The organism is Paenibacillus sp. V4I5 (genome assembly GCF_030817255.1).
Taxonomy (GTDB): domain Bacteria; phylum Bacillota; class Bacilli; order Paenibacillales; family NBRC-103111; genus Paenibacillus_E.
Window position 1 is genome coordinate 147,652 of the sequence record NZ_JAUSZB010000001.1, and the last position, 25,047, is coordinate 172,698.

The following is a 25,047-nucleotide window of genomic DNA, read 5'->3' on the forward strand; positions in this document are numbered from 1 at the left end:
TTATTATCGTTCACTATTAATGATACGGGTCACCATGATATATCCGATAGCATGTCTAGGACCACTTTATTATGCTAGAGTTAACTTAAAATGTGATTTAACTAGATTACAATCAAAATAATAGAGCATGTATGCAAAACACTCCTTAACTTATCAAATAAGTTAAGGGGTGTTTTGCATTGCTGACGTTTTACAAGTTACAACTTGCTTATATATTGTCTAAAATTTTAACGAATTTATAGACAACTTGTGAACTTTGTTATAGTATAATTGACAATCGGTTAATTGATTTGCAAGTTGAACATGCTGGGTAAGTCAATTCTGTTTATTTATCCTTAAAAAATCTACAATGGGGGAATAACATGAAGAAGAATATTTTGGGAAAAGTTTCGTATTCGGTTATAAGTGCATCGTTGTTTGCGGGACTGCTGACTGGTTGCGGTGCAGTAGGAAGTGGGTCCGGAAGCTCAGGTGATGTTATCAAAATTGGAGCTAACTTGGAGCTTTCAGGGGCTGTTGCTTCTTACGGACAATCAATTGCACAAGGTATCGAGCTCGGCGCAGAAGAAATTAATAAAAATGGCGGAATCAATGGTAAGAAAATCGAAATTATTAAAGCTGACAACAAGTCAGAGGCAGCCGAAGCAACTAATGCAGCTATTAAATTAACCAGCCAAGATAAAGTGGCCGCGATTATTGGCGCAGCAACAAGCGGAGACACGGTAGCACAGGTTCAAATCGCTACTGATAACAAAACGGTATTGCTGACACCTTCTGGCACAAGCCCGAACGTAACTGTGGGAACGAGCGGCAAAGTCAATGATTATATCTTCCGTACTTGCTTTATTGACCCTTTCCAAGGTAACGTTGCTGCGAACTTTGCAGCTAAAAACTTGAACGTGAAGAAGGCGGCAATCTTTGCAGACAACGCGAGTGATTACGCGAAAGGACTTGCAGCTTCCTTTAAAGATACTTTCTCAAAAACTGGAGGTACTGTAGTCGCTCAAGAATCTTATGTAGCGAAAGATACAGACTTCCGCGCGACATTGACTCGTATCAAAGCAGCGAATCCAGAGTTTGTCTTTATTCCAGGCTACTACGAAGAAGTTGGTTTGATCATCAAGCAAGCACGGGAGATGGGGATCACGGTTCCATTCATGGGCGGAGACGGTTGGGATTCTCCGAAGCTGGTTGAACTGGCAGGCGCTGCGGCTCTGAACAATACATTTATTACGAATCATTACTCTTCCGAAGATCCGGACAAAACGATTCAAAACTTTGTTACAGCATTTAAAGGCAAATACGAGAACAAATCCCCGGACGCTTTTAACGCACTTGGCTATGACTCAGTTTACCTGATCGCAGACGGTATCAAACGTGCCGGCTCGACTGATGGAGCGAAAATTAAGGATGCAATGGCGCAAACAAAAGATTTGGCTTTAGTTTCCGGAAAAATTACATTTGACAACCAGCATAACCCGATTAAAACTGCAACAGTATTAAAGTATAAAGATGGTAAGCAACAGTTCGAAACAAAAGTTAATCCTTAATACGCGTTTAGTATGGGTGGGGGAATCTCCCTCACCCTTTTCATTTTCAGAAGGGGATTGAAAATTATGGATTGGATACAGCAGATTATTAACGGGATCTCACTTGGCAGTATCTACGCGCTTATCGCATTAGGCTATACGATGGTCTACGGTATTATTCGCCTCATTAACTTTGCGCATGGTGATGTGTTCATGGTTGGCGCGTTTATCGGCTTCTATGCTATTAAGTACGCTGGTTTAGGCTTCTTCCCGGCTCTGATCATCGCTATGGTTATCTGCGCGCTTCTTGGTGTCGTTATTGAGAGAATTGCATACAAGCGCTTGCGCAACGCGAGCCGAATAGCAGCGCTGATTACAGCGATCGGGGTTTCCCTTCTGATTGAATACGGAACTATCTATTTGCGTGGTGCTCAGCCAGAAGCGTTTCCGCAAGTATTGCCGAATCAAAGCTATAAATTTCTGGGAGCAACGATCAGCAGCGCTTCAATCTTCATTCTCTGCGTATCAGTGTTCTTAATGATTATTCTGCAATTCATCGTTCGCCGTACGAAAATCGGAAAAGCGATGAGGGCTGTATCCCACGATGCGGAAGCCGCTCGCTTGATGGGCATTAATGTGGATCGGACGATCTCGGCTACCTTTGCCATTGGTTCTGCTCTAGCAGGTGCGGCAGGGGTTATTTTCGGAATCTACTATACGAAGATCGAGCCGCTCATGGGCGTGATTCCAGGCTTGAAAGCATTCGTTGCGGCTGTGTTAGGCGGTATTGGTATTATCCCGGGAGCTGCGATCGGTGGACTTGTCCTGGGCTTGGTTGAAACGTTGGTTAGTGCGCTGGGCTACTCCAACTGGCGGGATGCTGCTGCATTCATTATTTTGATTTTAATTCTCATCTTCAAGCCGTCAGGCATTTTGGGTAAAAATACTCGCGAGAAAGTGTAGGTGACGGACGAGGATGAAAAAAACTAACGGATTTTGGTTATTCCTTATTGTTTCCATTATTGTATATGGCCTTGTTCAGTTACTCATAAGCACAGGCATATTGAATGCTTTTTATTCGAATGCGTTAATCTTTATTGTGATTAATATTATTCTCGCCGTCAGCTTACATCTGGTCATCGGGATTACAGGTCAATTCTCTATTGGTCATGCAGGCTTTTTGGCCGTAGGTGCTTATGTGGCCGCAATTTGTACGAAGCTGCATCTTCCTTTTTCGGTTGCTTTAGTTATTGGAGGCGTAATTGCAGCAGCAGCAGGCTTGCTGATTGGCATTCCGAGCTTGCGACTAAAAGGTGACTACCTAGCAATTGCTACACTCGGTTTTGGGGAGATCATCCGCATTGTGTTCGTAAATATTGAATATGTGGGCGGGGCAGCTGGGATGCAGGTTGCACATTTGACCAATTGGACATATGCCTTCCTTTGTCTGTTCATTACCTTACTTGTCATTATGAACTTTACGAATTCCACTCATGGCCGAGCTTGTATTTCGATCCGGGAAAATGAAATCGCCGCGGATGCGATGGGGATTAACACGACGTATTATAAAGTTGTCGCTTTTGCAATTGGGGCGTTTTTTGCAGGTATTGCCGGCGGTTTATACTCGCATAATTTCTATATCATTCAGCCGACGAACTTTGGCTTTTTGAAGTCCTTCGATATTTTGATTTTCGTTGTACTTGGCGGATTGGGAAGCTTATCCGGCGCGGTGCTTGCCGCGATATTGATGACGATCGTTTCAACCTTTCTGCAGAGCTATCCGGAAACTCGGATGGTCATTTACAGTGTCATACTGATTGTTGTCATGCTGTATCGACCAACAGGTTTGATGGGAACTAAAGAAATCACTTCTTACTTAGGCAAATGGTCGTTTGGCAAAGGAGGACGTTTGCATGGCAAATAAACCTTTGCTGCGAGTAAAAGATGCCGGCATTCAGTTCGGTGGATTAAAAGCGGTATCTGGATTTAATATGGAAATTCATCAAGGAGAACTCATTGGTCTGATTGGCCCCAATGGAGCGGGAAAAACGACTAGTTTTAACCTGCTGACGGGTGTATATGTGCCAACGGAGGGCGATATTCTGTTCGATGGCAAGAGGTTGAATGGACTCGCACCTTATCAAATTACACGAAGCGGGATTAGTCGGACCTTCCAGAATATTCGTCTCTTTAATGAATTGTCCGTACTCGATAACGTCAAAGTCGCTTATCACTCTTTGTCTAAGCATTCGATGATGAGCTCTATTTTGCGCCTTCCTTCACATTTTGCCGGAGAGAAGGAAATCGAAGAGAAAGCATTACAATTTCTCCGGATCTTTCAGTTAGAGTCCTATAAAGATGAAATCGCCAAAAATCTGCCCTATGGCCAGCAAAGACGATTGGAAATAGCTCGCGCATTAGCCGCAGGCCCGAAGTTGCTCCTTCTGGATGAACCGGCAGCCGGGATGAACCCGCAAGAGACACATCAACTGATGGAGCTTATTGCGTTTATCCGCCAGGAATTTCAGTTAACCGTCCTGTTGATTGAACACGATATGAAATTAGTAATGGGCATCTGTGAACGGATTTATGTGCTCGATCATGGACAGCTCATCGCACAAGGAACGCCTGATGAAATCCGCAACCATCCCAAGGTCATTGAGGCATACCTAGGCGAGGAGGTGAAGAGCGGCGATGCTTAAAGTTGATGAACTCAATGTATATTACGGCAACATTCAAGCCCTGAAGGGGGTCTCTTTGGAAGTGAATCAAGGCGAGATTGTCACCTTAATTGGTGCCAATGGTGCAGGCAAAAGCACACTTCTGAAGTCATTGTCCGGTCTCATTAAACCTAAGCAAGGTGATATCCAGTACATGGGCGGATCTATTGCGGGCAAGCCTGCACAAGAGATAGTAAAAGCGGGGATCTCCCATGTACCGGAAGGCCGCCGCGTATTTGCTAACATGTCCGTTGAAGAAAACCTGGAGCTCGGGGCTTATTTGCGAACAGATAAACGCGGCATTCGCGAAGATATGGAGAACGTGTATCGGTTGTTCCCTAGACTTCTGGAGCGTCGTAAACAGTTGTCAGGTACGCTATCCGGCGGCGAGCAGCAAATGCTAGCCATGGGTCGGGCGCTAATGGCACGCCCTAAACTGCTTTTGCTGGATGAACCATCCATGGGCCTTGCGCCATTGTTGGTTAAAACCATTTTTGAAATTATTGTAGAAATCAACCGCACCGGCACGACAGTATTGCTGGTCGAACAAAATGCGAATATGGCACTATCCATTGCTCATCGCGCTTATGTGATTGAAACCGGAAAAGTCGTGATCTCGGGAACGGCTGCTGAGTTGCAGGCCAGTGACCAAGTGAAGCAGGCTTATCTTGGCGGTCATTAAAGAGCGGCAGCTCTAGACGGGTCCTGCCAACATTTTAACGAAAATATACGCCAAGCCTTCGAACGTGTCGGCTTGGCGTTTTTCTTACTCTAAAAAAACGGTTGTATTTGCATCTCTTTCGCGATAGGACCGTTTTTGTTTTTCTCGATACTAGATTAATGAATCTTAGATTGCAAAAGCACATGTGATGATCACCAAAAGAATAAAAAGAACCAAATACTTTATGGAATATAGGATATTTATGGATTATGATTCTGAAAGTGGTGAACATCAACTGCTTATGTTCATCAGTACATTTGGGTGCCATAGCCCCATAAGAAGGTTTCTTTTTTAGAGCTGAAAGTTACTATAATCTTGCTACAAATATTGATGACCTCGAGGTAAGAAAGCACCGTTCGATTTCTACAAATATAATAATGAAGAATGGATAATAGGAGGTCGAATCTTACCACAAGGAGATTTACTGGCACCTTCGTCTGTTTATAACGAAGGGACGTGGCTTCCTAGTTTATCCGACTTAATGTATTGGTTGTCAGACAACGGCTTTACTTTTACTTTAGAGTGCAAAGAATTGGGTCATGGTTATGTAGTTCATGTACATGAAGCTCACGGAGGTATAATTAGGGGTAAGGGCGGCACTGCGGAACTCGCTTTTTCTAAGGTCATTGAGGAAATTCTTAAGGGAAGTTAGTTTTATCGAACTTGCATGTGATTAATCTCAGCATTCTCTAAGTACAGGAAATTGAAGTACATTGAACTAACGGAGAACGATAGTACCATGACAACAGGCTGCCAACACTATTGGCGGCCTGTTCAGGTAACGGGCAGGATAGTGACAAAAGAGATTGAAAACTAAAGTAAATGGTTATATAAATAAATTAGTTGATAAAAAAAGTAAAACGTGGGGGAAGAGATAATGACAATATGGAGAGAGAAGGCTTTTACGATTTCCACAGTGAAAGAAGACTTAGATATAGAAACGATATTTAATTTTCTTAATCAAGAATCGTATTGGGCAAAAGGGGTGCCAAGAGAAGTAGTAGAAAAATCGATAGAAAATTCTCCATTATGTTTTGGGATTTATAAAGAGGACGTAGAAGGAACCTGTAAACAAGTGGGCTTTGCAAGAATCATTACTGACTTAGCGACATTTGCATACCTTTGTGATGTGTTTGTCCTTCCAAATTATCGTGGTTTAGGATTATCCAAATGGTTAATCGATGTTATTACGAATCACTCTCAACTTAAAGGGGTTCGAAGAATGATGTTAGCCACCAACGATGCCCATTCTTTATATGCTAAATATGGTTTTGAACAGATAGATAAACCTGAACTTTTCATGCAAATTACCCGTAAAAATGTTTATAAGCAATCCATTGGAACAGACAATTAAAATAGGGAAACCATTTATTTTTCATTATATTTAATAGTTTATGTTTAATTAACGGGGAACGAGAGTTCAATAACAAGAAAAGGCAGCCAGCCCAAGTGGTTTGGTTGCCTTTTCTTAAGTAATGGACAGTTTAATGCAATATTATGTGCTACAATATGGTAAAAATGGACAATCAAGAACGGAGTGAAGCCTTGGATCAAGAAGTTATGTGGGGGATATTTGTTTCAGAAGATGCTAGACGTTTTCCAAACTTTTTCCCAATTGCTTTCTTCGCGACTCGTGAAAAGGCAATAGAAGTAATTCAAGGGTTACCAAAAGACATGAATTATGATTTGCTTAAACTGCCTTTGAACCATAATTTTGCTTATTTTCATAAAAAAAACGGTAAGTTGGTAGGTATGGACGGTATTTACCATGAGCACTTTCATTTTAAGGGTGAACATGAAAGTGATAATTAAACACTGGAATAACGGGTATGTGAAGTCATTTTGGAGTTGAACTGATGACTATTAGTAATAGAGGATCAAGAAAGATAACGATCGGGCAAGAGGCTTATAGATGGGTTGTCTCTCCTTCAGGCAAAGGGTCTCTTGTTTTAACTGTGCAACACGACGATTTCAATGGGCAGTTGATTAGAGTCAGTGTAGAATCAGACATTAACGAATATTGGATTGAGTTCCCGAATGTAAAGTCACTGAATATGAAGGTCATAAAGCCATCGGATGTGGCTACTATCATTATCGAGGCGATGAAACAGGGATGGACACCAAAGGATAAAGGTAAACCTTTATGCTTTTCCCTTTCTGGAAGCACTCTCGTCCCTCATTGAGCTAACGCAGAACTATAGCGCTAACGAGGAACGATAGCTGAATAACATCATTTCTAGCTAAAGTGGGAAATAGGTACAACTAAGTCGGGGTATAGAGAGGTTAAGAAGATGAAAATATTTCTTGCTTTTTCTCTTGCTTTTTCCACCATTATTTTTGTCATTTTATTAGTTATAATCGGTGGGTATACAGTGCCTGAACAACACAAATACATCGTTCAGACGGGTTATACCGGCTGGGTTGAGGTAACGTTTGACCAAGCGGATTCTCCTCCGCTGGAGAAAGAGAACGGAACCTATGTTTACCACATTCCGGCTAGCGGAAAGCTAAAAACATCTTCCCCGATGAAAGAAGGAACCTTGAGAGTATTCTACCTTGGTAGCGACGGAAATCTTACGGAAACGGACCATCATGAGGAAACCATACATGCTGTAAACACCAAAAGCCATAGTACGAGTTATGCAGACGGACGTAGAGAAGACTTCCCAACGGTCGCTAGTTTTTTTCTAGGCGACAAAGAACAATGGGAAATTGAAGCTGAAAAGCTAAAAGAAGCTAACAGATAGCTATAGTTGAACAAAACAAGGAGCAGTTCACGGGTGATATGCTCCCTGTTTTCATTGAGCTAATGAACGTTTCCCTTGGAGGATTTTTATGGAAAATACCGAATGGTTTAACGAAACTAATACCAATTAACAAAAGTGAGGAACAGTATGAATATAGTTCTTATAGGTATGTCTGGAGCTGGTAAAAGCACTTTAGGTGTGTTGCTTGCGAAAGCTTTAGGAATGGATTACGTGGATGTAGATATTGTTATACAACAGCATGAAGGTAAGCTGTTACAAGATATAATTGATAATGATGGTATTGAAAAATTTATGCAAGTCGAAGAAAAAATTGTGTCTGAGTTGCAACTAAAAAATTGCATTATATCTACAGGTGGAAGTGTTGTATATTCAGAAAAAGCTATGAATGTCCTTAAACACGGTGGACAGATTATTTATTTACATGTCCCATATGAAGAAATTAAAAGGAGACTAATTAACATTACAACCAGAGGCATTGTAATAAAGAAAGGAAATAGTCTTAAGGACGTTTACGAGGAAAGAGTTCCTCTATACATGAAGTATAGTGATAAAACTGTTGATTGCTCAAATAAGAATATAGAACAATGTGTTCTTGAAATTATAGAGAAAATACAAGAAGGTCATTGCTGATTACTATACATAGTGAAGTAGATCGTTCAACTAACGGAAACTATAGTTGAATGAGGTCAGTTTGCTTCAGATAACTCTATTCTATGACTATGAGTAATGTAATGGAATTATCTTTTACTAAGAAATTGACAATTTGCCTTAACGAACCTTTCTCCCATGGTGCTTAATACAATTTCTTCATCATGAGTTTGAATTATTACATTCTCACCTATAAGTTCACCTTGTAAAAAGATCGAGATTGGCTGTTGAAATACACGCATTCGTTCAAAGTCTGAAGGTTCTTTTAGTTGACGTTGTTTTGGCATTGTAATCTCCCTTTATGAAATAATTATCTATTACATTATTTCATAAATATGAAATTATTTACAATAGCACTCAAGAAGTTATGAAATAATTTTAACAGTCTGTTTCGACTATTTTGCTAAGATTTTGTTATTAAGCTCATGGGCACTTAGATTCAATCAGCGTGTTATCTTAATTATTTTGAAAAAGATAATTTAGACAGATTAAATCCTCCCGATTCTAGTAAAGCTAGAATTATTAGATGAATTGGGAGGGTTTGCTATGAAATTAGACGAGTTATGGATACTTTATGAAGCCGATAAACGAATATTGGGGTTCAGTCCTCACACATTAAAAGCTTACTTTCTTCAGTTAAAGATGTTGATCCGCGAAATGGGTAATCTCGAACTCGAGGAGGTATCTTTAAATCTGCTAAAAGACTATTTGGCCAAACAATCAGAGCGATTAAAGCCAAGCAGTTTAGGACATCGGATCCGATTTGTGCGTTCTCTTTTTCGTTTTGCTTTTGAAGAAGGCCATCTTCCTAAAAATCCATCCCTTAAGTTGAGAGAACCAAAGATGGATAAACGAATTCCCAAATTTCTGATTGAAGAAGATGTTATCCATCTAAAGATTTCATGTCATTCGCCACGTGAGCATGCTCTTTTAGAATTTCTGTATTGTACCGGTTGCCGTGTCGGCGAAGTACAGAAATTAAATATTGAAGACATCAACTGGGAAAACTGCTCGGCAATTGTAAATGGAAAGGGTTCCAAACAAAGGGAAGTATATTTTACGACAGAGTGCAAGGTATGGTTAAAAAGATACCTTGAGAGTCGTGAGGATTCCAGTAAAGCGTTGTTCGTCACCGAAAGTCATCCTATCCGCCGTTTGAGTATCCCAACGATCCGTCACTCATTAAAACTGTTGGCAGCGCGAAGTGAAGTAGCTGCAAATGTATACCCACATCGTTTTCGACATACCTATGCTTGTCAACTGTTAGATAACGGTGCACCATTGGAGTTTATACAAGGAATGCTTGGGCATGAAAAAGCATCAACCACTCAGATTTATGCCCAGTTGAGGGGTGAACGACGGAGAGAATTGTATCGACGTTATTTTTAGGATCCATTTGAGGCTAACGGAAAAGTAGCTATTATGCGTATAAACTATCTTGAGTTGATTACAAATGAAGAAAGGTATCTTTGTTAATCCGTTTATGATTTGCATCAGTATCAGCATTTTTTCGATCAATGTTGTACGATGTTCACTTATAGCATGGGTAATTAGAACTCGTAGAATGCGAGTGGCTATCATCACTAATCTCAATTCATTCCTATGCTTTGAATAGGTTTTGTACTATTGCTACTCCTGCGGAACTCATTTTATTTGTCCCAAAGAAATAGAAATAAAGTCTGAACACAAATTGAATTTTTCTTAATCAAAGGTCCTTGATTTTTAAGGGCTTATTGTATTAGGAAGCATAAGTTTACCATGGCAAACTTATAGGTTAAGTTACAAATTTCCCTGTAAAATTATGAATTCAACATGGTGGCCCATCACTGCAACAAACATTTACGTTGCTTCGAGTACACAACCTCAAAAAATTCGATAATACGGGGGAAGATTTGGAAGATTTGATCTCCATCGGGACGATTGGACTTATCAAAGCTATTGAATCCTTCTCCCCGAACAAGGGCACGAAGTTGGCGACTTTTGCAGCACGCTGTATAGAAAATGAGATCTTAATGCACCTGCGCTCCTTGAAGAAAACGCGAAAAGATGTATCTCTGCATGATCCTATTGGAACGGACAAAGAGGGGAATGAAATAACGCTCATCGACATACTCGGCAGCGAGGCGGATGATGTGGTGGATGCGGTACAGTTGAAGATTGAGAAGTCGAAGATATATAAAAATTTAGAAATTTTGGACGACCGCGAGAAGGAAGTTGTTGTCGGTCGGTTTGGTTTGGAGCTTGGTGGGGAAGAGCGGACACAGCGGGAGATTGCGAAGGAGCTGGGGATTTCGCGTTCGTATGTTTCAAGGATCGAGAAGCGGGCGTTGATGAAGCTATATCATGAATTTTATAAGGCGAAGCGGTAAGTCGTTAGGTTGTAGCATCGTATTCTTCATTTATTTGGCATCAAATAATGGAGGCGAAGACAATGACAGCCTTAATCCAAATTGAGAACGTTAGTAAATTTTATCATATGGGCGGCGAGACGATTCGTGCGTTGGATGACATTACGTTAGACATTGTACAGGGTGAATACGTCGCAATTATGGGGCCGTCGGGATCCGGAAAGTCCACGCTGATGAACATTATCGGGTGTTTGGATATTTCGGACGAAGGCCATTATGTTCTGGATGGAAAGCAGATTCACGCTCTAAAGGATTCGCAATTAGCTGAGATTCGGAATCGGAAGATCGGGTTTGTTTTTCAGAGCTTTAACCTGTTGCCGAGGTTGAGTGCGTTTGAGAATGTTGAGCTTCCGTTGATATATCGGGGGATGACGAGAAAACAACGGGAGCCGCTGGTAATGCAAGCGCTGGAAGCGGTGGATTTGCTCGACCGGAGGAATCATTTTCCTTCGGAGCTATCCGGCGGACAGCAGCAACGTGTTGCGATTGCTCGTACATTGGCTGGCGATCCGCCGATCATTTTGGCGGATGAGCCTACGGGTGCGTTGGATTCGAAGACAGGCGCGGAGATCATGGATATTTTCAGGCGATTGAACGAACAGGGCAGGACGATTATTGTGATTACGCATGATCGGCAGGTTGCGGAGCAGGCGAAGCGGGTTGTGCGGTTTCGGGATGGGCGGTTGGTTCATTAATATGAATAATATCCGGCCTTACGATAAAAATCGTAGGGCTTTAATCATTTAATAATGATGAGTAAACTATCTATTTCTGGACTTTGTCTTATGACTAACTTTGTTGATTACTAAAGAGAAAATTCATCGTCACAATAATGAAGTTTTGCGGATTATACCAGTAATCTTTAAAAACAGTGACTTAAGTACCGCCATATTTGATGGCGAGATGAAATAAAGATGTTTAATCTGAAATAAAGTCGTTTAACCTGAAATAAAGTCATTTAATAAAAATTACTTTTGTAAACAAGTTCTTTTGTGGAAAATAATGAATGTTTTTCTTGTTTGTACGATAATTGGAAACAAAAGGAACGAATAAATAGTGAGCAGGATTCTTAGAATCTTGCTTCTTTTTTATTTGCGTTTGATTTTACAAGCAGAATATAGAAGAAATGTGCCAGGTTGGAATAAAGTTCACATAAAAATAAGATGTATCAATATTGATGTAATTCTTGGTTATCGGGGGATTAGTGTGGATCATGACCAAGGAAATGGCGTCTGGAGCGACATTCATTGTATCGATATCCGTACAGAAAAGATCCATAATAATGGCACCTCTGGCCAGTTTATGATAGCACCGATCCTCATTTGGACGGCCAAGTATGGGAGCACAGAGGTTGGCCCGGTTAGCAATATAGAACTGACTCGAATTACCTTTGAGAACATCGACAACTTCCATTCCAAGATTCAAGGGTACGACAACACGAGCCAGGTATCCAATGTAGCTATCACGGACTTGAAGATGAACGGTAACTTCATCACAAACGCTTCTCAAGGGCTAATTGATATAAGTGCGAACACATCGAATATTACGTTTAACACGACAACCACGAATTACAAATATAGCAGTGCAAACTCAGGCAAAGTGGTATTATTTGTTCTAGTTTTACCCATCATCCTGATTGTGAGAAAGTGTATGAAGATATTTTGGGTAGATTTCCTGAGCGTTGCGATTCGCGAAGCAAAATGCAGGTGGAGGATTTCTTTCGCTTTCACTCTCCAGCGACGCTCCCAGGTCGACTTTCTCCGGGCAGGGAATGGGTAGAGTTCGATCTCGGAGGGGAATACCGAGGAGATTGGGCCGGGTGGATCACCTGCGCGCTACAGTTCATACCGGATCGCATGAGATATTACTACCATAAAGGCATTAGTGGCTTCATGTGTAGGATTCGTGGATATGCCCTAGGTCCGAACTCCAAATTTGTCGGGGATTATGCCGTTTTAAAGGGTGTACAGTCGATTAAATATGATGTGTTTTTCAAAACCTGTTGGGATATGAATATCCAACTCGCCGAAATATGGCGAATGTGTAAGAGAAGGGGATTCCCTGATCGGATGCTGGAGTTCTTTAAATTGTCGGAGAGAGTAGCGGAACAAGCACATTATGCCAATGAATCTATCGTGAATAATTTCCATTCCTCTTTTATTGGCTCGATTGAAAGATATGAGTGGCAGTTGGAATATTAGGATCATCCCTATAATACAGCTGGTCAGGAAAGGAAATGGATTTTAGAGCCGAGTGAAGAAAATCTAGCACTGATTCTTGATGAAAAGGATCAGGCGATCAGTCATGTATTGAAATGAGTGAAATCCTGGAGCAATGTAAACATGATCTCATTGAAGAGGACTATGTGGCTTTAAGGAAATGTCTGGACTATCAAATCCAGGTGATCAAAGTGTTCAAAGTGCATACGGAGATGGTTCTTCAGATAGAGTGTTAATGATGACGAAAATTGAAAATAGGCATGCGCTTCTGATGGATTGTATGAAAAGGTGTGAAAAAGAAGTCACGCTGCTTCAGGCTCATGATCAGGTACAGGCTAAAAATGCTTATGCGTTAATAAGCGACATCAAATGGCGGTTAAGTAGCGATATGAATGGTGCTTACTATCATCAGCTGGCTTACCATGGTGTTTGACCGGTAACTGAATTCATAAATGGATAAAGCTCATAGAAAACGCATCATTTTCATTTTACGAAATCTTCCCATTGTGTTATGTTATGTGATAATTACATGCAATTTATTCAATGAGGTGTTCGTTCGTGTTACCTATCCAAAGAAGGCATGTTATCAGCGAATATTTGGCTCGTCATGGAGGCGCTACAATTAAGGATTTGAGTAACCAATTTGGCGTATCGGAGATGACGATTCGGCGTGACTTTGAGCTTCTAGAGCAACAAGGCTTGGTTGCGCGGTCGCATGGTGGAGCCATATACGTAGATAAACTTATTGGAGAGCCCGCCCTGCCGGAGAAGCAATCGCGGAATCCTGAAGTGAAGGAAAGGCTTGCAGCCTATGCCGCAGAGCGGTTTGTGTCCGATGGGGATGTCCTTATTGTGGAGGGAGGGACGACGGTGTCCAGAATGGCCGCGTATCTCAAACACGAAGGTTTGACACTGATGACCAACGGACTTGATGCCCTCCAGCAGCTAAGGAGTGTGGCAGGAACGCATACGGTCTTATGTTGTGGAGGTGTATTGCGAGAACCTTCAGGCACATTTGTGGGTCCAGTGGCAGAAGCTTTTTTCTCCCAGTATCACGCGCGCACAGCTTTTCTGTCGTCACTTAGTTTTACAGTAGAAGCCGGGTTCACAGATCCGAACATGATGGATACACAGGTCAAGAAAACGATGATTCAATCGGCGGCAAGAACGATCATGTTGTTGGATTCTTCCAAAATCGGCAACCGATCGTTCGCTACGGTGGCTCAGTTAAATGAAGTGTCGGTGCTGATTACAGATAGCGGAGTGAGTGAACAAGTACGTGAAGCCTGTGAGTTAGCAGGCGTAGAATTACATGTGGTCTAACAGGTTAAACACCAATCTCTTTGTAACTACTCAGTTACAAGGAGATTTTTTTGTGGTCGAATATGTTAGTTTATGTTATCTTATGTTATATAATGATAAATTAGATGGAGGTAGCCATTCATGACGATTACATACAACAAGAAACCATCGATTCGAATTCAAGGGCACGAGCAAGAGGCACGACGAGGTTACACGGAGATTGGTGAGGTGTTGAATGCTCGTTTGCACAAAAAGCAGAAAGAAGTTCTTGTTATTGAATGTTATCCAGGTGTTCGAAAGCAAGAAATTCTAGAAGGGCTTCAACCTTACCTTCAGCCCTCCGTCGTCATCGACGTGGAAGCAGCCGCTATGGATGCAGCTGAGATGGAAAGCATGTTGGAACGTTATCTAACGGATGACCGGGTATTCGGATACATGTCTCCTTTTCATATTGAAGATTTGTATGACGCATTGAAATTGGCACAACTTAAAGAGCAAGTGGATGCGGTGTCAGAAGGGACTGTCATCCTGATTGGTTTCGGTGCCTCGCTTGTCTCCAAAGGTGATTTACTTGTATATGCAGATATCACACGATGGGAAATTCAGCTTCGCTACCGTTCGAAGGAATTTGGTAATTGGCTTGCTCATAACGAAAATGAGGATATGCTGCGTAAATACAAGCGGGGATATTTCTACGAATGGCGCATGGCGGATCGACTGAAGCGGTCGCTGTTTGATCACATGGACTATTATCTCGACACGAATGTGAAGGACGATCCGAAGCTTGTTTCATGGGAATCCTTGCGGGATGGTATGGAACAAATCGCTCGTAGACCTTTCAGACTTGTCCCTTATTTTGATCCTGGTGTTTGGGGCGGTAATTGGCTTGTGGAGAAGATGTCTTTGGAACCCAAAGAACATCCGTATGCGTGGGGCTTCGATGGCGTGCCAGAGGAAAACAGCTTGTGTCTGGACTTCGGTTCGATTCAATTGGATGTGCCAGCAATTAACCTCGTATTCTTACAGCCAAAGTCGCTGCTTGGGGAGCGGGTTTATGCCCGATTCGGCGCAGAGTTTCCGATCCGATTCGACTTCCTCGATACCGTTGGCGGCCAGCATTTAAGCTTACAAGTCCATCCAACAACTGATTATATTCGCAATCAATTCGGGATGAACTATACACAGGACGAGAGCTATTATATTTTGGATGCTAAGCCCGGGGCTGAAGTTTATTTAGGCACTAAAGATGATGTAGTGCCCGAACAGATGATCGAGGGTTTACGGAAAGCGGAGCAAGGTGTACCCTTCCCAGCCGAACAATATGTCAATATATTTCCAGCTGTGAAGCATGATCATTTCTTGATTCCTGCTGGTACCGTGCACTGCTCAGGCAGTGACTGTATGGTGCTCGAAATTAGTGCGACGCCTTATATTTTCACCTTTAAACTGTGGGATTGGGATCGCGTAGGGCTAGATGGGAAACCGCGCCCGGTTCATATTGACCATGGGGAGAAAGTAATTCAATGGGATCGTACGACAGCTTGGTCCGAGAAAGAATTAGTCGGTAGAGTAGAATCGGTAGCCGAGGGAGAAGGCTGGCGAGAAGAGCGCACAGGTCTTCATGAGTTCCAATTTATCGAAACACGTCGCCACTGGTTCTCAGAGCCCGTGCTGCATGAAGGCAATGGCAGTGTTCATATGCTTAATCTTGTTGAAGGCGATGAGGCTGTCGTGGAAAGTCCTGAAGGTTTATTTGAACCTTTCATTATTCATTATGCGGAGACGTTTATTATACCGGCATCGGTTGGGCAATATGTCATTAAACCTTCGGGCCCAAGTATCGGAAAGACGATAGCGACAATCAAGGCTTTTGTCAAAGGATAACAAGCAGGTTCAAATGGAGGGAAATAGGATGCAGGTAGGGATTTATTTAGCTTTCGATGTTGGCGGTACCTCTATTAAAGCAGGAGCCATTGATAGCTCGGGACGGATGATTGAGCAATCGATTTCGGAGTATCCGTCCAAAGCGAACGAATCCGCTGTGAATATCTTTGATCATTTTGTACAAATGGCTGTAGACCTGCTGAGATTAGCAGATCCTGAAGGCCAAGAACGGATTGTTGGGATAGGTTATGCCTTTCCCGGCCCGTTCGATTATGAACAGGGGATTAGCTATATTCAAGGCTTAAATAAATTCGATGCTTTATACGGGATGCAGGTTGGTGAACAGCTACAGAAGATGATGCTGATGGACACGCGATTAAAGGGTAGAATCATGCCTGATTTCTTGCTTAGTTTTGAGAATGATGCTTCCCTTTTTGCGATAGGAGAAGCCCATTTCGGGCAAGCGGCAAACTTTCGGAAGGCCGTTTGTCTTACTCTTGGAACTGGAGTCGGATCCGGGTTCGTGGAGTCAGGTAAGTTGATTACGCAGCGAGAGGATGTTCCAGCGAGCGGCTGGGTGTATGCGATTCCCTACCGTGCCAGTATCGCTGATGATTATATCTCGCGGCGCGGGTTGCTTGCGCTTGCATCCGAACAAGGAATTAACTTGATGGGGCGTGATGTCAAGGAGTTAGCCGAATCCGCCCGTGCTGGAGAGGCATCAACTCGGCAACTGTTCGACACGTTTGGCGAGCGAATTGCAGAGGCATTAGCAACTGTTCTGAAGACTTTTAACCCTGACATTATTGTGCTAGGCGGTCAAATTCCCAAAAGTGGAGAGCTGTTTATCCCAAGCCTTCGTCGTCAATTCATTCAAAAGGAAATACACGCCTCTGTGGTCGTTAGTCATGATACCTTACGGAGTACGCTCATGGGCATCTATCATCTGCTGCAAGAGCATTAGGAGTTGGTTCCAATGATCTCGAGTGAAAAGTCGCAATATATCGTGAAAGAGCTTTTCAAAATTATTGACCGAAATATTAACTTTATGAATGATGAAGGGATTATTATCGCGAGCACGGATCAATCTCGTATCGGTTCAGTTCATGAGGGAGCTCTGGTCGTTTTAAAAACGAAAAAAAAGCTATTGGTTAAAGATAATCAATTTGCAGGATCCAAAGCCGGCATCAATTTGCCTGTTTATTTTGAGAATCGCGTGATCGGTGTCATTGGCATTACGGCTACCGAACCGGAAGTATTAAAGATGGCAGAGATCATCCGCAAGATGACGGAGATATTAATCAAAGAACAACTCATCGATGAGCAAAACGAAATCATTAATCAGTCGAAAGAGGTCTTTATTCGTGATTGGTTGGAGGGGAGATGGAAAGAAGATAAAGTCCTCTCCTCAAGGGGATGGATGATCGGACTTAACGTTAATTTGCCGCGTGTTGTCATCACTGTCCATATTCATTACAACATCGATATTCAAAAAGGAGGGACGTCTTACGATCTGCAAAAAGAGCAAAATCGCTATAAAGGCTATTTACAAGAAGCCATAAAATTTAATGATCAAGATGTTATCATTCCGGTTGGGTTCATGAAATTTGCCTTGCTCCTGACATGTCAAGGTTCCAGTGAAGAAACTAGAAAAGATGTCGTCTCTCATAAAATCCAATATATTTTGAGGCAGTTTCCTAAATCAGAGAATTACACGATTAAGGTGGGTGTCGGGGAATATTATGATTTCATCCGCGGGATACCGATTTCCTATTTGGAATCCGAAAAAGCCGAATCTTATACGAGATCATCGGATGAATGGAGCCTGTTATTTTATGACGATCTCCGGCTAGAAATGCTGTTAGATAGTGTACCTGTGGAAAGCAGCCATGATTTTGTGCGGAAAACGTTAAATGCAACGGCTTTCTCGGATCCCAAAGAAATCATTGAAACACTGAGTTTATTTTTTGCCTGCAATCAATCGATTAATAAGACGGCTGAACGGCTGTTTATTCATAAGAATACACTTCAATACAGATTGATCAAGATTAAGGAATTAACCGGGTACGATCCACGTGTATTCGAAGAAGCGGTATTGCTATATTTAGCCATCTATTTTCATCCAGCCAATCAAGCCTCTTCTTCAGGTATAGGTCTTGGTACAGGTAACAATAATTAGCGGGAATGCGGAGCGAATGATTGGTACGTGTAATATGTTATGCGCTTTCAGAAACTGTTACGATTTAGGTATCACACAGAGTAAAGGTGGTTCTACAGCGAATGGCAATTGACCAATGCAATGCACTACTAGATAAACTTAACATCATATATGGCAACGAGAAGGCTCCTGCTATTCATGAACAAATCCAACAAATACTAAACAAATACGCTTTAGGGAAGTCGAAGGAAAAGCGTTGGGTATCGGAAAACGATGTCATGCTCATCACTTACGGTGATTCCATCCGAAGCGAAGGCGAGGCACCACTGCAGTCACTTCGAAAGTTTTTACTTCGGAATTGCGAAGGGATATTGTCATCTGTTCATATTCTTCCATTCTATCCCTACTCTTCCGACGATGGCTTTTCCGTTATCGATTATCGTGAAGTGAACCCAGAACTGGGCAATTGGGATGATGTTACGGCATTGTCACAGGACTTTGATTTAATGTTCGACGGCGTCATCAACCATATTTCACAGCACAGTGACTGGTTCCAACAATATTTGCTCGGCAATCCAGAATATGCGAATTATTTCGTTGAAGCAGATCCAGATGCGGATTACAGCAGTGTAACACGCCCGCGTGCTTTGCCACTACTGACGAAGTTCCAAACACCTGCGGGAGAGAAGCACATATGGACAACCTTCAGCGATGATCAGATCGATTTGAATTTTGCCAGTGAAAAGGTACTGTTTGAAATCGTAGAAATTCTGCTGATGTATGCAGCACGCGGGGCTCGTTACCTTCGGTTGGATGCGATCGGGTTTATGTGGAAGAAGCTCGGAACAACATGTATGCATCTTGAAGAAACGCATGCGATTGTACAGGTGATTCGTGAGGTGCTGGAAACAGCGGTACCTGACATCGTGATCATTACAGAGACGAACGTGCCGCATCATGACAATATCAGTTACTTCGGTAATGGCTCGAATGAAGCGCACATGGTGTATCAATTCCCATTGCCACCGCTTACCTTGCATACGCTGCATACGGGGGACAGCAGTAAGCTTCAGGCATGGGCTGAGTCACTCGGATCTACTACACAAGAGACGTCATTTTTTAACTTCCTAGCCTCGCATGATGGCATTGGCGTACGTCCAGTGGAAGGCATCTTGACCAAGGAAGAAGTAAACACCATGGCTTTAAAGGTGCAGGATCATGGTGGATTTGTCTCTTACAAAAACAATGGTGACGGAACGAAGAGTCCGTATGAGTTAAATATCAACTACTTAAATGCCTTATCTCATCCGGATGATGCTATTGCGCTTAAAGTCAAACGCGTTGTCGCGGCTCACTCCATTCTCTTGTCTTTCATGGGCATGCCAGCGATCTACGTTCATAGTTTGCTCGGATCTCAAAACGATCAAGAAGGTGTGAAGGCGACAGGGCGTTACCGTTCGATTAACCGAGAGCAGCTGGAACATGATCAATTGCAGCTAGAATTGGAAACAGAAGGTTCTCTGCGGGAGCAAGTTTTCCAAGCGCTTAAGAAGCTCATTGGGATTCGGGTTATACAACCAAGCTTTCATCCGAATGCTTCTCAACGTATTCTGACGAGTGACAGCCAGCTATTCGCTTTGCTTCGTACATCGTCGCAACATCAAGAGTTACTTGCCATCGTGAATATTACCAATAAAACCGTACAGCAAGACTTCGCGGCTTTACAGACAGGCTGGAAGCATGGACAAGCGGCTTTTGACTTGATTTCTGAGCAAAATATCGTTATCGAAAATTCGCTGCAACTCACTTTAGCGCCTTACCAAGTGATGTGGATCCGTCTTGAAGGGGGTGATGACAAGTGAAGATCATCATTTCGCCAGACTCCTTTAAAGGATCGATGTCCACGGTCGATGCCGCCAATCAGATCGAAGCCGGCATACTGTCTGTGTTCCCTTCCGCTCAAACTATCAAAATCCCAATGGCTGATGGAGGGGAAGGTACGGCGGAAACGTACCGAATCATTGCTGGAGGAGAAATGATCTGGCACGAAGTGATGGATCCCTGCCATCGGACCATTCAAGCCTGTTACTGCTGGATTGAAAAGGATCGGACGGCCGTCATCGAGACGGCAGCCGCTTCGGGGTTAACCCTTTTGAAGGAAAGTGAACGTAAGCCAGTCGGACTCTCTACCTATGGAACAGGTCAACTCATTCGTCACGCCTTGGAACGTGGAGCCAGGAAGATTATTATCGGGCTGGGCGGAAGCGCAACCATCGATGCAGGAATCGGCTGCCTACAAGCGTTAGGGCTTCAATGCTTTGATGGGAACGATAAAGAGATCATCGGAGAAAGTTTTCAATTGGATGCCCTTGTTCGCATGGATGCCAGCCAATTGGATGCACGTCTTCACGAAGTCGAGCTAGTCGTTGCATCCGATGTCAAAAATCCGCTGTTGGGAACCGAAGGTGCTGTCCATGTCTTCGGTCCACAGAAAGGGTTGCAGCCGCATGAGATAGCCGTCTTCGAACAACGGATCAGCCGGATTGCCGAACTCGTGTCTCAAACAGCAGGATGTGACATGCGGGAGCAGCCTGGCGCAGGAGCTGCCGGAGGGTTTGGATTTGCCTTACTTTCCTTCTTCTCCCATCTAAGAATGATGAGCGGTTTTGATTTGATTGCTCAATTAAGCCGATACAAGGAGCAATTGAAGGACGCTGACCTAGTTATCACAGGTGAAGGCAAGTTTGATACCCAATCGCTCTATGGTAAAGCGCCGATCGGCATTTCTCGCTTAGCTAAACCGTTTAACGTTCCGGTTGTCGTCTTCACAGGCATTTCGGAGGGGAGCGAGCAAGTGATGAGACGTGAGGGCATCCAAATGGTAATCCCGATCATTGATCGTGTGATGACGCTGGAAGACGCTATGAAACAGGGAGAGAAGCTGTTGAAGAAAGCCGTCATTCGGTTTTTTGAAACGATTCATCTTGCGGGACACTTTAAGGCGAAGGGGGGGGGAAGTTGAAAATTGCACTAGCCCACTTTAGGGTCGGTGAAACAGATGGTGTTTCTTTGGAGATTGAGAAGTGGAAACAAGTATTGAAGCAAATGGGACATGAGGTGCTGCTGCTCGCTGGAAGTGAAGGCCAAGTTCGTGCGCATGTGATCGCAGAGCTTCATTATAAGTATCCGATGAACGAGAAGTTCGTGTACAACGCTTATGACAACATGATGGATTATGATTCGGAAAAAGAATTTGTTGACGACGTGATAGCCTGCGCTGACATCATGGAGCGAAAGATCGTCGATTTCATTGCAACGGAATCCATCGATTTGCTTATTACTCACAACTTGTTCTCGTTAGGGTGGAGCTTACCCGCTGGAATCGCCTTCACGAATGCGTTAAAGGTAACCGGTATTCCTTGTATGGCGCTTCACCATAACTTCTACTGGCAACGAGAGCGATACTTAAATCCGACTTGTCCTACGGTAACTGAATGGCTCAACACACTGTTTCCACCAGATCTGCCGAATGTCACCCATGTCGTTACGAATCGACTGTATCACGATGAACTGATGCAGCACAGAAAACTGAATGCCGCCATCATTCCAAACGTATTCGATTTTAATGCCAAGCTTTGGGAAAGAGACGATTTCAATGCATCACTGCGTAGTGATATCGGCGTCAATGAAGACGATATTGTAATTCTGCAAGCTACCCGGGTAACCGAGCGTAAGGCGATTGAGTTAGGTATCGATACAGTGGCGGGGTTGCAAGCACAATTAGCATCGTTAAAACAACGCAATACAACTCTCTATAATGGGAAAACGCTTTCGGATCGCAACCGACTCGTTTATGTTCTAGCGGGCATGCCGGAATCCAGTTACGAATATACGGAAAAGCTAAGAATAAAAGCGGAAACCCTTGGCATCGATATACGGTTTATCAACCCATTGATCGATCAATCGCGTTCATATGCTAAGGGACAGAAAAGGTATTCACTCTGGGACGCCTATGTCATTGCGGATTTTGTCACCTTTCCAAGTGTGATTGAAGGATGGGGCAATCAATTACTCGAAGCCGTGTTCGCACAGAAACCGATCCTAATTTATGAATATCCAGTTTACCAGAAGGATATTAAGGAATTTAGATTTGACATTGTTTCCCTAGGTAACACGCATCAGATCGAAGCAAATGGGTTAGCTAGTGTGAAAAGCAAGAATGTGAAGGCAGCGGCCACCAAGATGGCACAATTGCTAACCGATGAAGACGCGTATACACAGATGGTTCAACATAATTTCAAGATTGGTAACATGAATTTCTCATATGAATCGCTTCACTTACTTTTGGAACCATTACTTGAGGAGGTCACAAGATGAACAAAAAGTTAGGTCTAATATCGATGACATGTCTAATGGGACTCATGACAGCTTGCAGCAGCACGAATACGAACGAGACATCTTCCGCGGCACCAGTTGCAAGTACACAGGCTAATAGCAATGGCAAAGTGACAAACATTAGCATGCAGATTGCATGGGCAAGCGATTCAGGCAGAGGTAAAGCGATTCGAGAAATGCTTGATCAATTCGAAAAAGAAAATAAAGATGTGAAAGTCGAATTGCTGGGCGGCGTGCAAACGGGGCAGAAGCTTCTTACACAAATTTTAAGCGGAAAATCACCAGAGGTACTTCAGGTCGCATACGGCGATGCTAAACCATTGGCTGTCCAAGGGGCATTCGTTGATTTGATGAAGGATTTCGGAGCTGAGAAAAGCAATTACATGCCGCAGATTTGGGAACTTGCTATGAATGAAGGCCAACTGACAGGCATGCCGTGGCTAGGTCACACCATTCAAGTCATTTATAACAAGAACCTGTTTGAGAAGGCTGGCATCAAGGAAGTACCGAAAACGTGGGATGAATTCTATGCAGCGGCTAAGAAATTAACCGTGGATACGAACGGGGATGGCAAGCCAGATCAATTCGGTATCGGGTTGTCAGGTAAGCAAGGTGCCGACTTGGGCTGGCAGTACGGTCTATTCGCAGGCCAAGCAGGAGCTAAACTTGTCACTACAAAGGATGGGAAAAGCGAAGTTGCGATTAATTCCCCTGAAGGGATTAAAGCCTTAGAATTTTTTACGAAGCTGTTGACCGAAACGTCACCTCCTGATGCATTAAATAAAGATGGCGCAGCCATTCAAACGGATTTCAGAAACCAAGTCGTCGCGATGGAATTGTCGGGTCCTTGGGGTGTTGCCGAAGCTTGGAAAACGAACGGTAAGTTCGAAGCGGGTGTAGCTGAAGTACCAACAGGTCCTGCTGGTAAAGCGACTGAAGTGACGTCCTACCTGCTTTCCGTTCCAACTGGGGTTGAAGGGGATAAGCTCGCTGCATCCAAGAAGCTCATCAAATACTTGAGCTCCAAACCAGCTCAGGAAATGGTCATGAAGGGTGAAAAAGCCGAAGATGGTAAATACTATCCATTCCGAATTCCAATTCGTAAAGATATGGCTGACACGCAGTTTTATAAAGACCACCCAGAATTTAATACGTTTATGAAGGGTGTCGAATATCCAGTTTCCTTATTCCCGATTCCACAATGGGCACAAATCAGTGATGAAGTATATACAAGCGCTTTAAATCAAGCTGTATCCGGCAAAATTTCGGCAGCAGATGCGCTGAAGTTAGTTCAAGAAAAAGGCAACACCATTATTAAGAATTCGAAGTAAACAAGTGGGGAGCACCCGTAGTCTGGGGGCTCCCATTTCTGAAGGGGGACTCGCAGTGAAGGTTTTAAGAAGCAAGCTCGGAGATCTCAACGCATATCTTTTTTTATTACCTTCTATCGTTATTCTAGGTCTCTTTTTGATTTACCCGATCATTTGGTCTGTCATCGTCAGTTTTAAGAACGTAAAGCCGATTGCACTCAAAAATGCAGGTCTATTCGAAATTCCGGGGACATTTGTTGGTTGGGATAACTATTCGGCGGCCATTCATAATCCGTTATTTTTCAAAGCTATTGTGAATACAGCCTATTTCGGTGTTCTATTCATTCCATTATCTATGTTTGGCGCTGTTTTTCTTGCCATACTTGTGAATCAGAAACTCAAAGGTGTTAATTTCGTCAGATCGATTTTCTTTATTCCTTATATTATTTCCATTGTAAGCGGCAGTTTAATTTTCATGTTTTTGTTTAATGGAGACAAAGGTTTAGTCAATGCGTTGCTATTGAAGTTCGGTTTAACAGGGCCTAACTGGCTTGCGAATGCTGCTTGGGCGATGCCAGTCATCGTATTGATGTCATGCTGGAGAAATATCGGTTACTATATGCTGATTTACTTATCTGGACTACAGAATATCCCTAAAGATCTTTATGAAGTAGCCGATGTGGAAGGCGCAACGAAATTCCAAAAATTCCGATTGATTACCTGGCCATTGCTAGGGCGTATCTCGTTAGTCGTTATGATATTGTTGTTAATTCACTCGTTGAACGTGTTCCAAGAAATATTCATCATGACAGGTGGCGGCCCGGGAGATTCAACCATTACGGTTCCATTCCTTATTTATAACAGGGCGTTTAAATATTATGAGTTCGGTCCTGCTGCCGCGATGTCTTACTTGTTGTTCATCTTTGTCGTAGGCGTGGCCATTATTCAAAGAAAGCTAGTAGATCGAAGATTAGGCTAGGGGGCT

The 25,047-nt window shown here is 43.0% G+C and carries 25 protein-coding genes; 24 read left to right on the forward strand and 1 reads right to left on the reverse strand.

The genetic code is table 11. From position 1 onward, the window contains the following. Positions 1–362: 362 nt before the first annotated feature. The 10 genes from QFZ78_RS00735 (at position 363) to QFZ78_RS00780 (ending at position 8,368) form a co-directional block, all read left to right on the forward strand. Positions 363–1,550, forward strand: a complete 1,188-nt coding sequence (locus QFZ78_RS00735) for an ABC transporter substrate-binding protein (protein ID WP_307544506.1) — start codon at positions 363–365, stop codon at positions 1,548–1,550. A 66-nt stretch (positions 1,551–1,616) separates the two neighbouring features. Continuing rightward, positions 1,617–2,492, forward strand: coding sequence for a branched-chain amino acid ABC transporter permease (locus QFZ78_RS00740; protein WP_307544508.1), 876 nt, complete (start codon positions 1,617–1,619; stop codon positions 2,490–2,492). A gap of 13 nt (positions 2,493–2,505) precedes the next feature. Continuing rightward, positions 2,506–3,453: a branched-chain amino acid ABC transporter permease gene (locus tag QFZ78_RS00745; protein WP_307544510.1), complete on the forward strand. Its 948-nt coding sequence runs from the start codon at positions 2,506–2,508 to the stop codon at positions 3,451–3,453. Then, a complete protein-coding gene (locus QFZ78_RS00750) occupies positions 3,443–4,231 on the forward strand; it encodes an ABC transporter ATP-binding protein (RefSeq protein WP_307544512.1) in 789 nt (262 codons plus the stop codon). Before QFZ78_RS00745 ends, QFZ78_RS00750 begins: the two co-directional genes overlap by 11 nt. Next, positions 4,224–4,931: an ABC transporter ATP-binding protein gene (locus QFZ78_RS00755; RefSeq protein WP_307544514.1), complete on the forward strand. Its 708-nt coding sequence runs from the start codon at positions 4,224–4,226 to the stop codon at positions 4,929–4,931. The genes QFZ78_RS00750 and QFZ78_RS00755 overlap by 8 nt, the downstream gene beginning before the upstream one ends. Before the next feature lie 916 nt (positions 4,932–5,847). After that, positions 5,848–6,324 carry a GNAT family N-acetyltransferase gene (locus QFZ78_RS00760; RefSeq protein ID WP_307544516.1) on the forward strand — a complete coding sequence of 159 codons (477 nt, stop codon included), beginning with the start codon at positions 5,848–5,850 and terminating at the stop codon, positions 6,322–6,324. A gap of 191 nt (positions 6,325–6,515) precedes the next feature. Continuing rightward, complete coding sequence (locus QFZ78_RS00765) at positions 6,516–6,782, forward strand: hypothetical protein (RefSeq protein ID WP_307544518.1); 267 nt, start codon at positions 6,516–6,518, stop codon at positions 6,780–6,782. Positions 6,783–6,826: 44 nt separating this feature from the next. Continuing rightward, a complete protein-coding gene (locus QFZ78_RS00770) occupies positions 6,827–7,153 on the forward strand; it encodes a hypothetical protein (RefSeq protein WP_307544519.1) in 327 nt (108 codons plus the stop codon). A 108-nt stretch (positions 7,154–7,261) separates the two neighbouring features. Further along, positions 7,262–7,717, forward strand: a complete 456-nt coding sequence (locus tag QFZ78_RS00775) for a DUF6843 domain-containing protein (protein ID WP_307544521.1) — start codon at positions 7,262–7,264, stop codon at positions 7,715–7,717. Positions 7,718–7,864: 147 nt separating this feature from the next. After that, a complete protein-coding gene (locus QFZ78_RS00780; RefSeq protein ID WP_307544522.1) occupies positions 7,865–8,368 on the forward strand; it encodes a shikimate kinase in 504 nt (167 codons plus the stop codon). 107 nt (positions 8,369–8,475) lie between these two features. Here the strand turns inward: QFZ78_RS00780 and QFZ78_RS00785 are convergent, their stop codons facing one another. Next, complete coding sequence (locus QFZ78_RS00785) at positions 8,476–8,673, reverse strand: hypothetical protein (RefSeq protein WP_307544524.1); 198 nt, start codon at positions 8,671–8,673, stop codon at positions 8,476–8,478. A 259-nt stretch (positions 8,674–8,932) separates the two neighbouring features. Here QFZ78_RS00785 and QFZ78_RS00790 point away from each other — a divergent pair, with 259 nt between their 5' ends. The 14 genes from QFZ78_RS00790 to QFZ78_RS00855 all read left to right on the forward strand — a co-directional run bounded on the left by QFZ78_RS00790 (position 8,933) and on the right by QFZ78_RS00855 (position 25,041). Further along, complete coding sequence (locus QFZ78_RS00790; protein ID WP_307544525.1) at positions 8,933–9,775, forward strand: tyrosine-type recombinase/integrase; 843 nt, start codon at positions 8,933–8,935, stop codon at positions 9,773–9,775. A 416-nt stretch (positions 9,776–10,191) separates the two neighbouring features. Then, positions 10,192–10,755 (forward strand): RNA polymerase sporulation sigma factor SigK, encoded by a 564-nt coding sequence (sigK, locus tag QFZ78_RS00795; protein WP_307544905.1) that lies wholly within the window; start codon positions 10,192–10,194, stop codon positions 10,753–10,755. A gap of 62 nt (positions 10,756–10,817) precedes the next feature. Then, positions 10,818–11,489, forward strand: coding sequence for an ABC transporter ATP-binding protein (locus QFZ78_RS00800; protein ID WP_307544527.1), 672 nt, complete (start codon positions 10,818–10,820; stop codon positions 11,487–11,489). 511 nt (positions 11,490–12,000) lie between these two features. Then, the gene (locus tag QFZ78_RS00805; RefSeq protein WP_307544529.1) at positions 12,001–12,573 is read left to right on the forward strand and encodes a hypothetical protein; all 573 of its coding nucleotides are present in this window, start codon (positions 12,001–12,003) and stop codon (positions 12,571–12,573) included. Between the two features lie 600 nt (positions 12,574–13,173). Next, the gene (locus QFZ78_RS00810; RefSeq protein ID WP_307544531.1) at positions 13,174–13,446 is read left to right on the forward strand and encodes a hypothetical protein; all 273 of its coding nucleotides are present in this window, start codon (positions 13,174–13,176) and stop codon (positions 13,444–13,446) included. 125 nt (positions 13,447–13,571) lie between these two features. Beyond that, complete coding sequence (locus QFZ78_RS00815; protein ID WP_307544532.1) at positions 13,572–14,336, forward strand: DeoR/GlpR family DNA-binding transcription regulator; 765 nt, start codon at positions 13,572–13,574, stop codon at positions 14,334–14,336. A 120-nt stretch (positions 14,337–14,456) separates the two neighbouring features. Next, positions 14,457–16,199: a class I mannose-6-phosphate isomerase gene (locus QFZ78_RS00820; protein WP_307544534.1), complete on the forward strand. Its 1,743-nt coding sequence runs from the start codon at positions 14,457–14,459 to the stop codon at positions 16,197–16,199. A gap of 28 nt (positions 16,200–16,227) precedes the next feature. Next, on the forward strand, positions 16,228–17,163 hold the full coding sequence (locus tag QFZ78_RS00825) for an ROK family protein (protein WP_307544536.1): 936 nt from the start codon (positions 16,228–16,230) through the stop codon (positions 17,161–17,163). 12 nt (positions 17,164–17,175) lie between these two features. Then, positions 17,176–18,378, forward strand: coding sequence for a CdaR family transcriptional regulator (locus QFZ78_RS00830; protein WP_307544538.1), 1,203 nt, complete (start codon positions 17,176–17,178; stop codon positions 18,376–18,378). 101 nt (positions 18,379–18,479) lie between these two features. Then, on the forward strand, positions 18,480–20,219 hold the full coding sequence (locus QFZ78_RS00835; protein ID WP_307544540.1) for a sugar phosphorylase: 1,740 nt from the start codon (positions 18,480–18,482) through the stop codon (positions 20,217–20,219). Then, positions 20,216–21,379 (forward strand): glycerate kinase, encoded by a 1,164-nt coding sequence (locus QFZ78_RS00840; RefSeq protein WP_307544542.1) that lies wholly within the window; start codon positions 20,216–20,218, stop codon positions 21,377–21,379. The genes QFZ78_RS00835 and QFZ78_RS00840 overlap by 4 nt, the downstream gene beginning before the upstream one ends. Then, positions 21,376–22,734: a glycosyltransferase family 4 protein gene (locus tag QFZ78_RS00845; protein ID WP_307544543.1), complete on the forward strand. Its 1,359-nt coding sequence runs from the start codon at positions 21,376–21,378 to the stop codon at positions 22,732–22,734. The genes QFZ78_RS00840 and QFZ78_RS00845 overlap by 4 nt, the downstream gene beginning before the upstream one ends. Then, on the forward strand, positions 22,731–24,083 hold the full coding sequence (locus QFZ78_RS00850; protein ID WP_307544544.1) for an ABC transporter substrate-binding protein: 1,353 nt from the start codon (positions 22,731–22,733) through the stop codon (positions 24,081–24,083). Before QFZ78_RS00845 ends, QFZ78_RS00850 begins: the two co-directional genes overlap by 4 nt. A gap of 55 nt (positions 24,084–24,138) precedes the next feature. Then, positions 24,139–25,041, forward strand: coding sequence for a carbohydrate ABC transporter permease (locus tag QFZ78_RS00855; RefSeq protein WP_307544546.1), 903 nt, complete (start codon positions 24,139–24,141; stop codon positions 25,039–25,041). Positions 25,042–25,047 lie beyond the last annotated feature (6 nt).

What these genes read in the sequence shown, in the direction of transcription:
- QFZ78_RS00735 (WP_307544506.1), top strand. Translation starts at nt 363, where the DNA reads ATGAAGAAGAATATTTTGGGAAAAGTTTCGTATTCGGTTATAAGTGCA.
- QFZ78_RS00740 (WP_307544508.1), top strand. Translation starts at nt 1,617, where the DNA reads ATGGATTGGATACAGCAGATTATTAACGGGATCTCACTTGGCAGTATC.
- QFZ78_RS00745 (WP_307544510.1), top strand. Translation starts at nt 2,506, where the DNA reads ATGAAAAAAACTAACGGATTTTGGTTATTCCTTATTGTTTCCATTATT.
- QFZ78_RS00750 (WP_307544512.1), top strand. Translation starts at nt 3,443, where the DNA reads ATGGCAAATAAACCTTTGCTGCGAGTAAAAGATGCCGGCATTCAGTTC.
- QFZ78_RS00755 (WP_307544514.1), top strand. Translation starts at nt 4,224, where the DNA reads ATGCTTAAAGTTGATGAACTCAATGTATATTACGGCAACATTCAAGCC.
- QFZ78_RS00760 (WP_307544516.1), top strand. Translation starts at nt 5,848, where the DNA reads ATGACAATATGGAGAGAGAAGGCTTTTACGATTTCCACAGTGAAAGAA.
- QFZ78_RS00770 (WP_307544519.1), top strand. Translation starts at nt 6,827, where the DNA reads ATGACTATTAGTAATAGAGGATCAAGAAAGATAACGATCGGGCAAGAG.
- QFZ78_RS00775 (WP_307544521.1), top strand. Translation starts at nt 7,262, where the DNA reads ATGAAAATATTTCTTGCTTTTTCTCTTGCTTTTTCCACCATTATTTTT.
- QFZ78_RS00780 (WP_307544522.1), top strand. Translation starts at nt 7,865, where the DNA reads ATGAATATAGTTCTTATAGGTATGTCTGGAGCTGGTAAAAGCACTTTA.
- QFZ78_RS00785 (WP_307544524.1), bottom strand. Translation starts at nt 8,673, where the DNA reads ATGCCAAAACAACGTCAACTAAAAGAACCTTCAGACTTTGAACGAATG.
- QFZ78_RS00790 (WP_307544525.1), top strand. Translation starts at nt 8,933, where the DNA reads ATGAAATTAGACGAGTTATGGATACTTTATGAAGCCGATAAACGAATA.
- QFZ78_RS00800 (WP_307544527.1), top strand. Translation starts at nt 10,818, where the DNA reads ATGACAGCCTTAATCCAAATTGAGAACGTTAGTAAATTTTATCATATG.
- QFZ78_RS00810 (WP_307544531.1), top strand. Translation starts at nt 13,174, where the DNA reads ATGTCTGGACTATCAAATCCAGGTGATCAAAGTGTTCAAAGTGCATAC.
- QFZ78_RS00820 (WP_307544534.1), top strand. Translation starts at nt 14,457, where the DNA reads ATGACGATTACATACAACAAGAAACCATCGATTCGAATTCAAGGGCAC.
- QFZ78_RS00825 (WP_307544536.1), top strand. Translation starts at nt 16,228, where the DNA reads ATGCAGGTAGGGATTTATTTAGCTTTCGATGTTGGCGGTACCTCTATT.
- QFZ78_RS00830 (WP_307544538.1), top strand. Translation starts at nt 17,176, where the DNA reads ATGATCTCGAGTGAAAAGTCGCAATATATCGTGAAAGAGCTTTTCAAA.
- QFZ78_RS00835 (WP_307544540.1), top strand. Translation starts at nt 18,480, where the DNA reads ATGGCAATTGACCAATGCAATGCACTACTAGATAAACTTAACATCATA.
- QFZ78_RS00850 (WP_307544544.1), top strand. Translation starts at nt 22,731, where the DNA reads ATGAACAAAAAGTTAGGTCTAATATCGATGACATGTCTAATGGGACTC.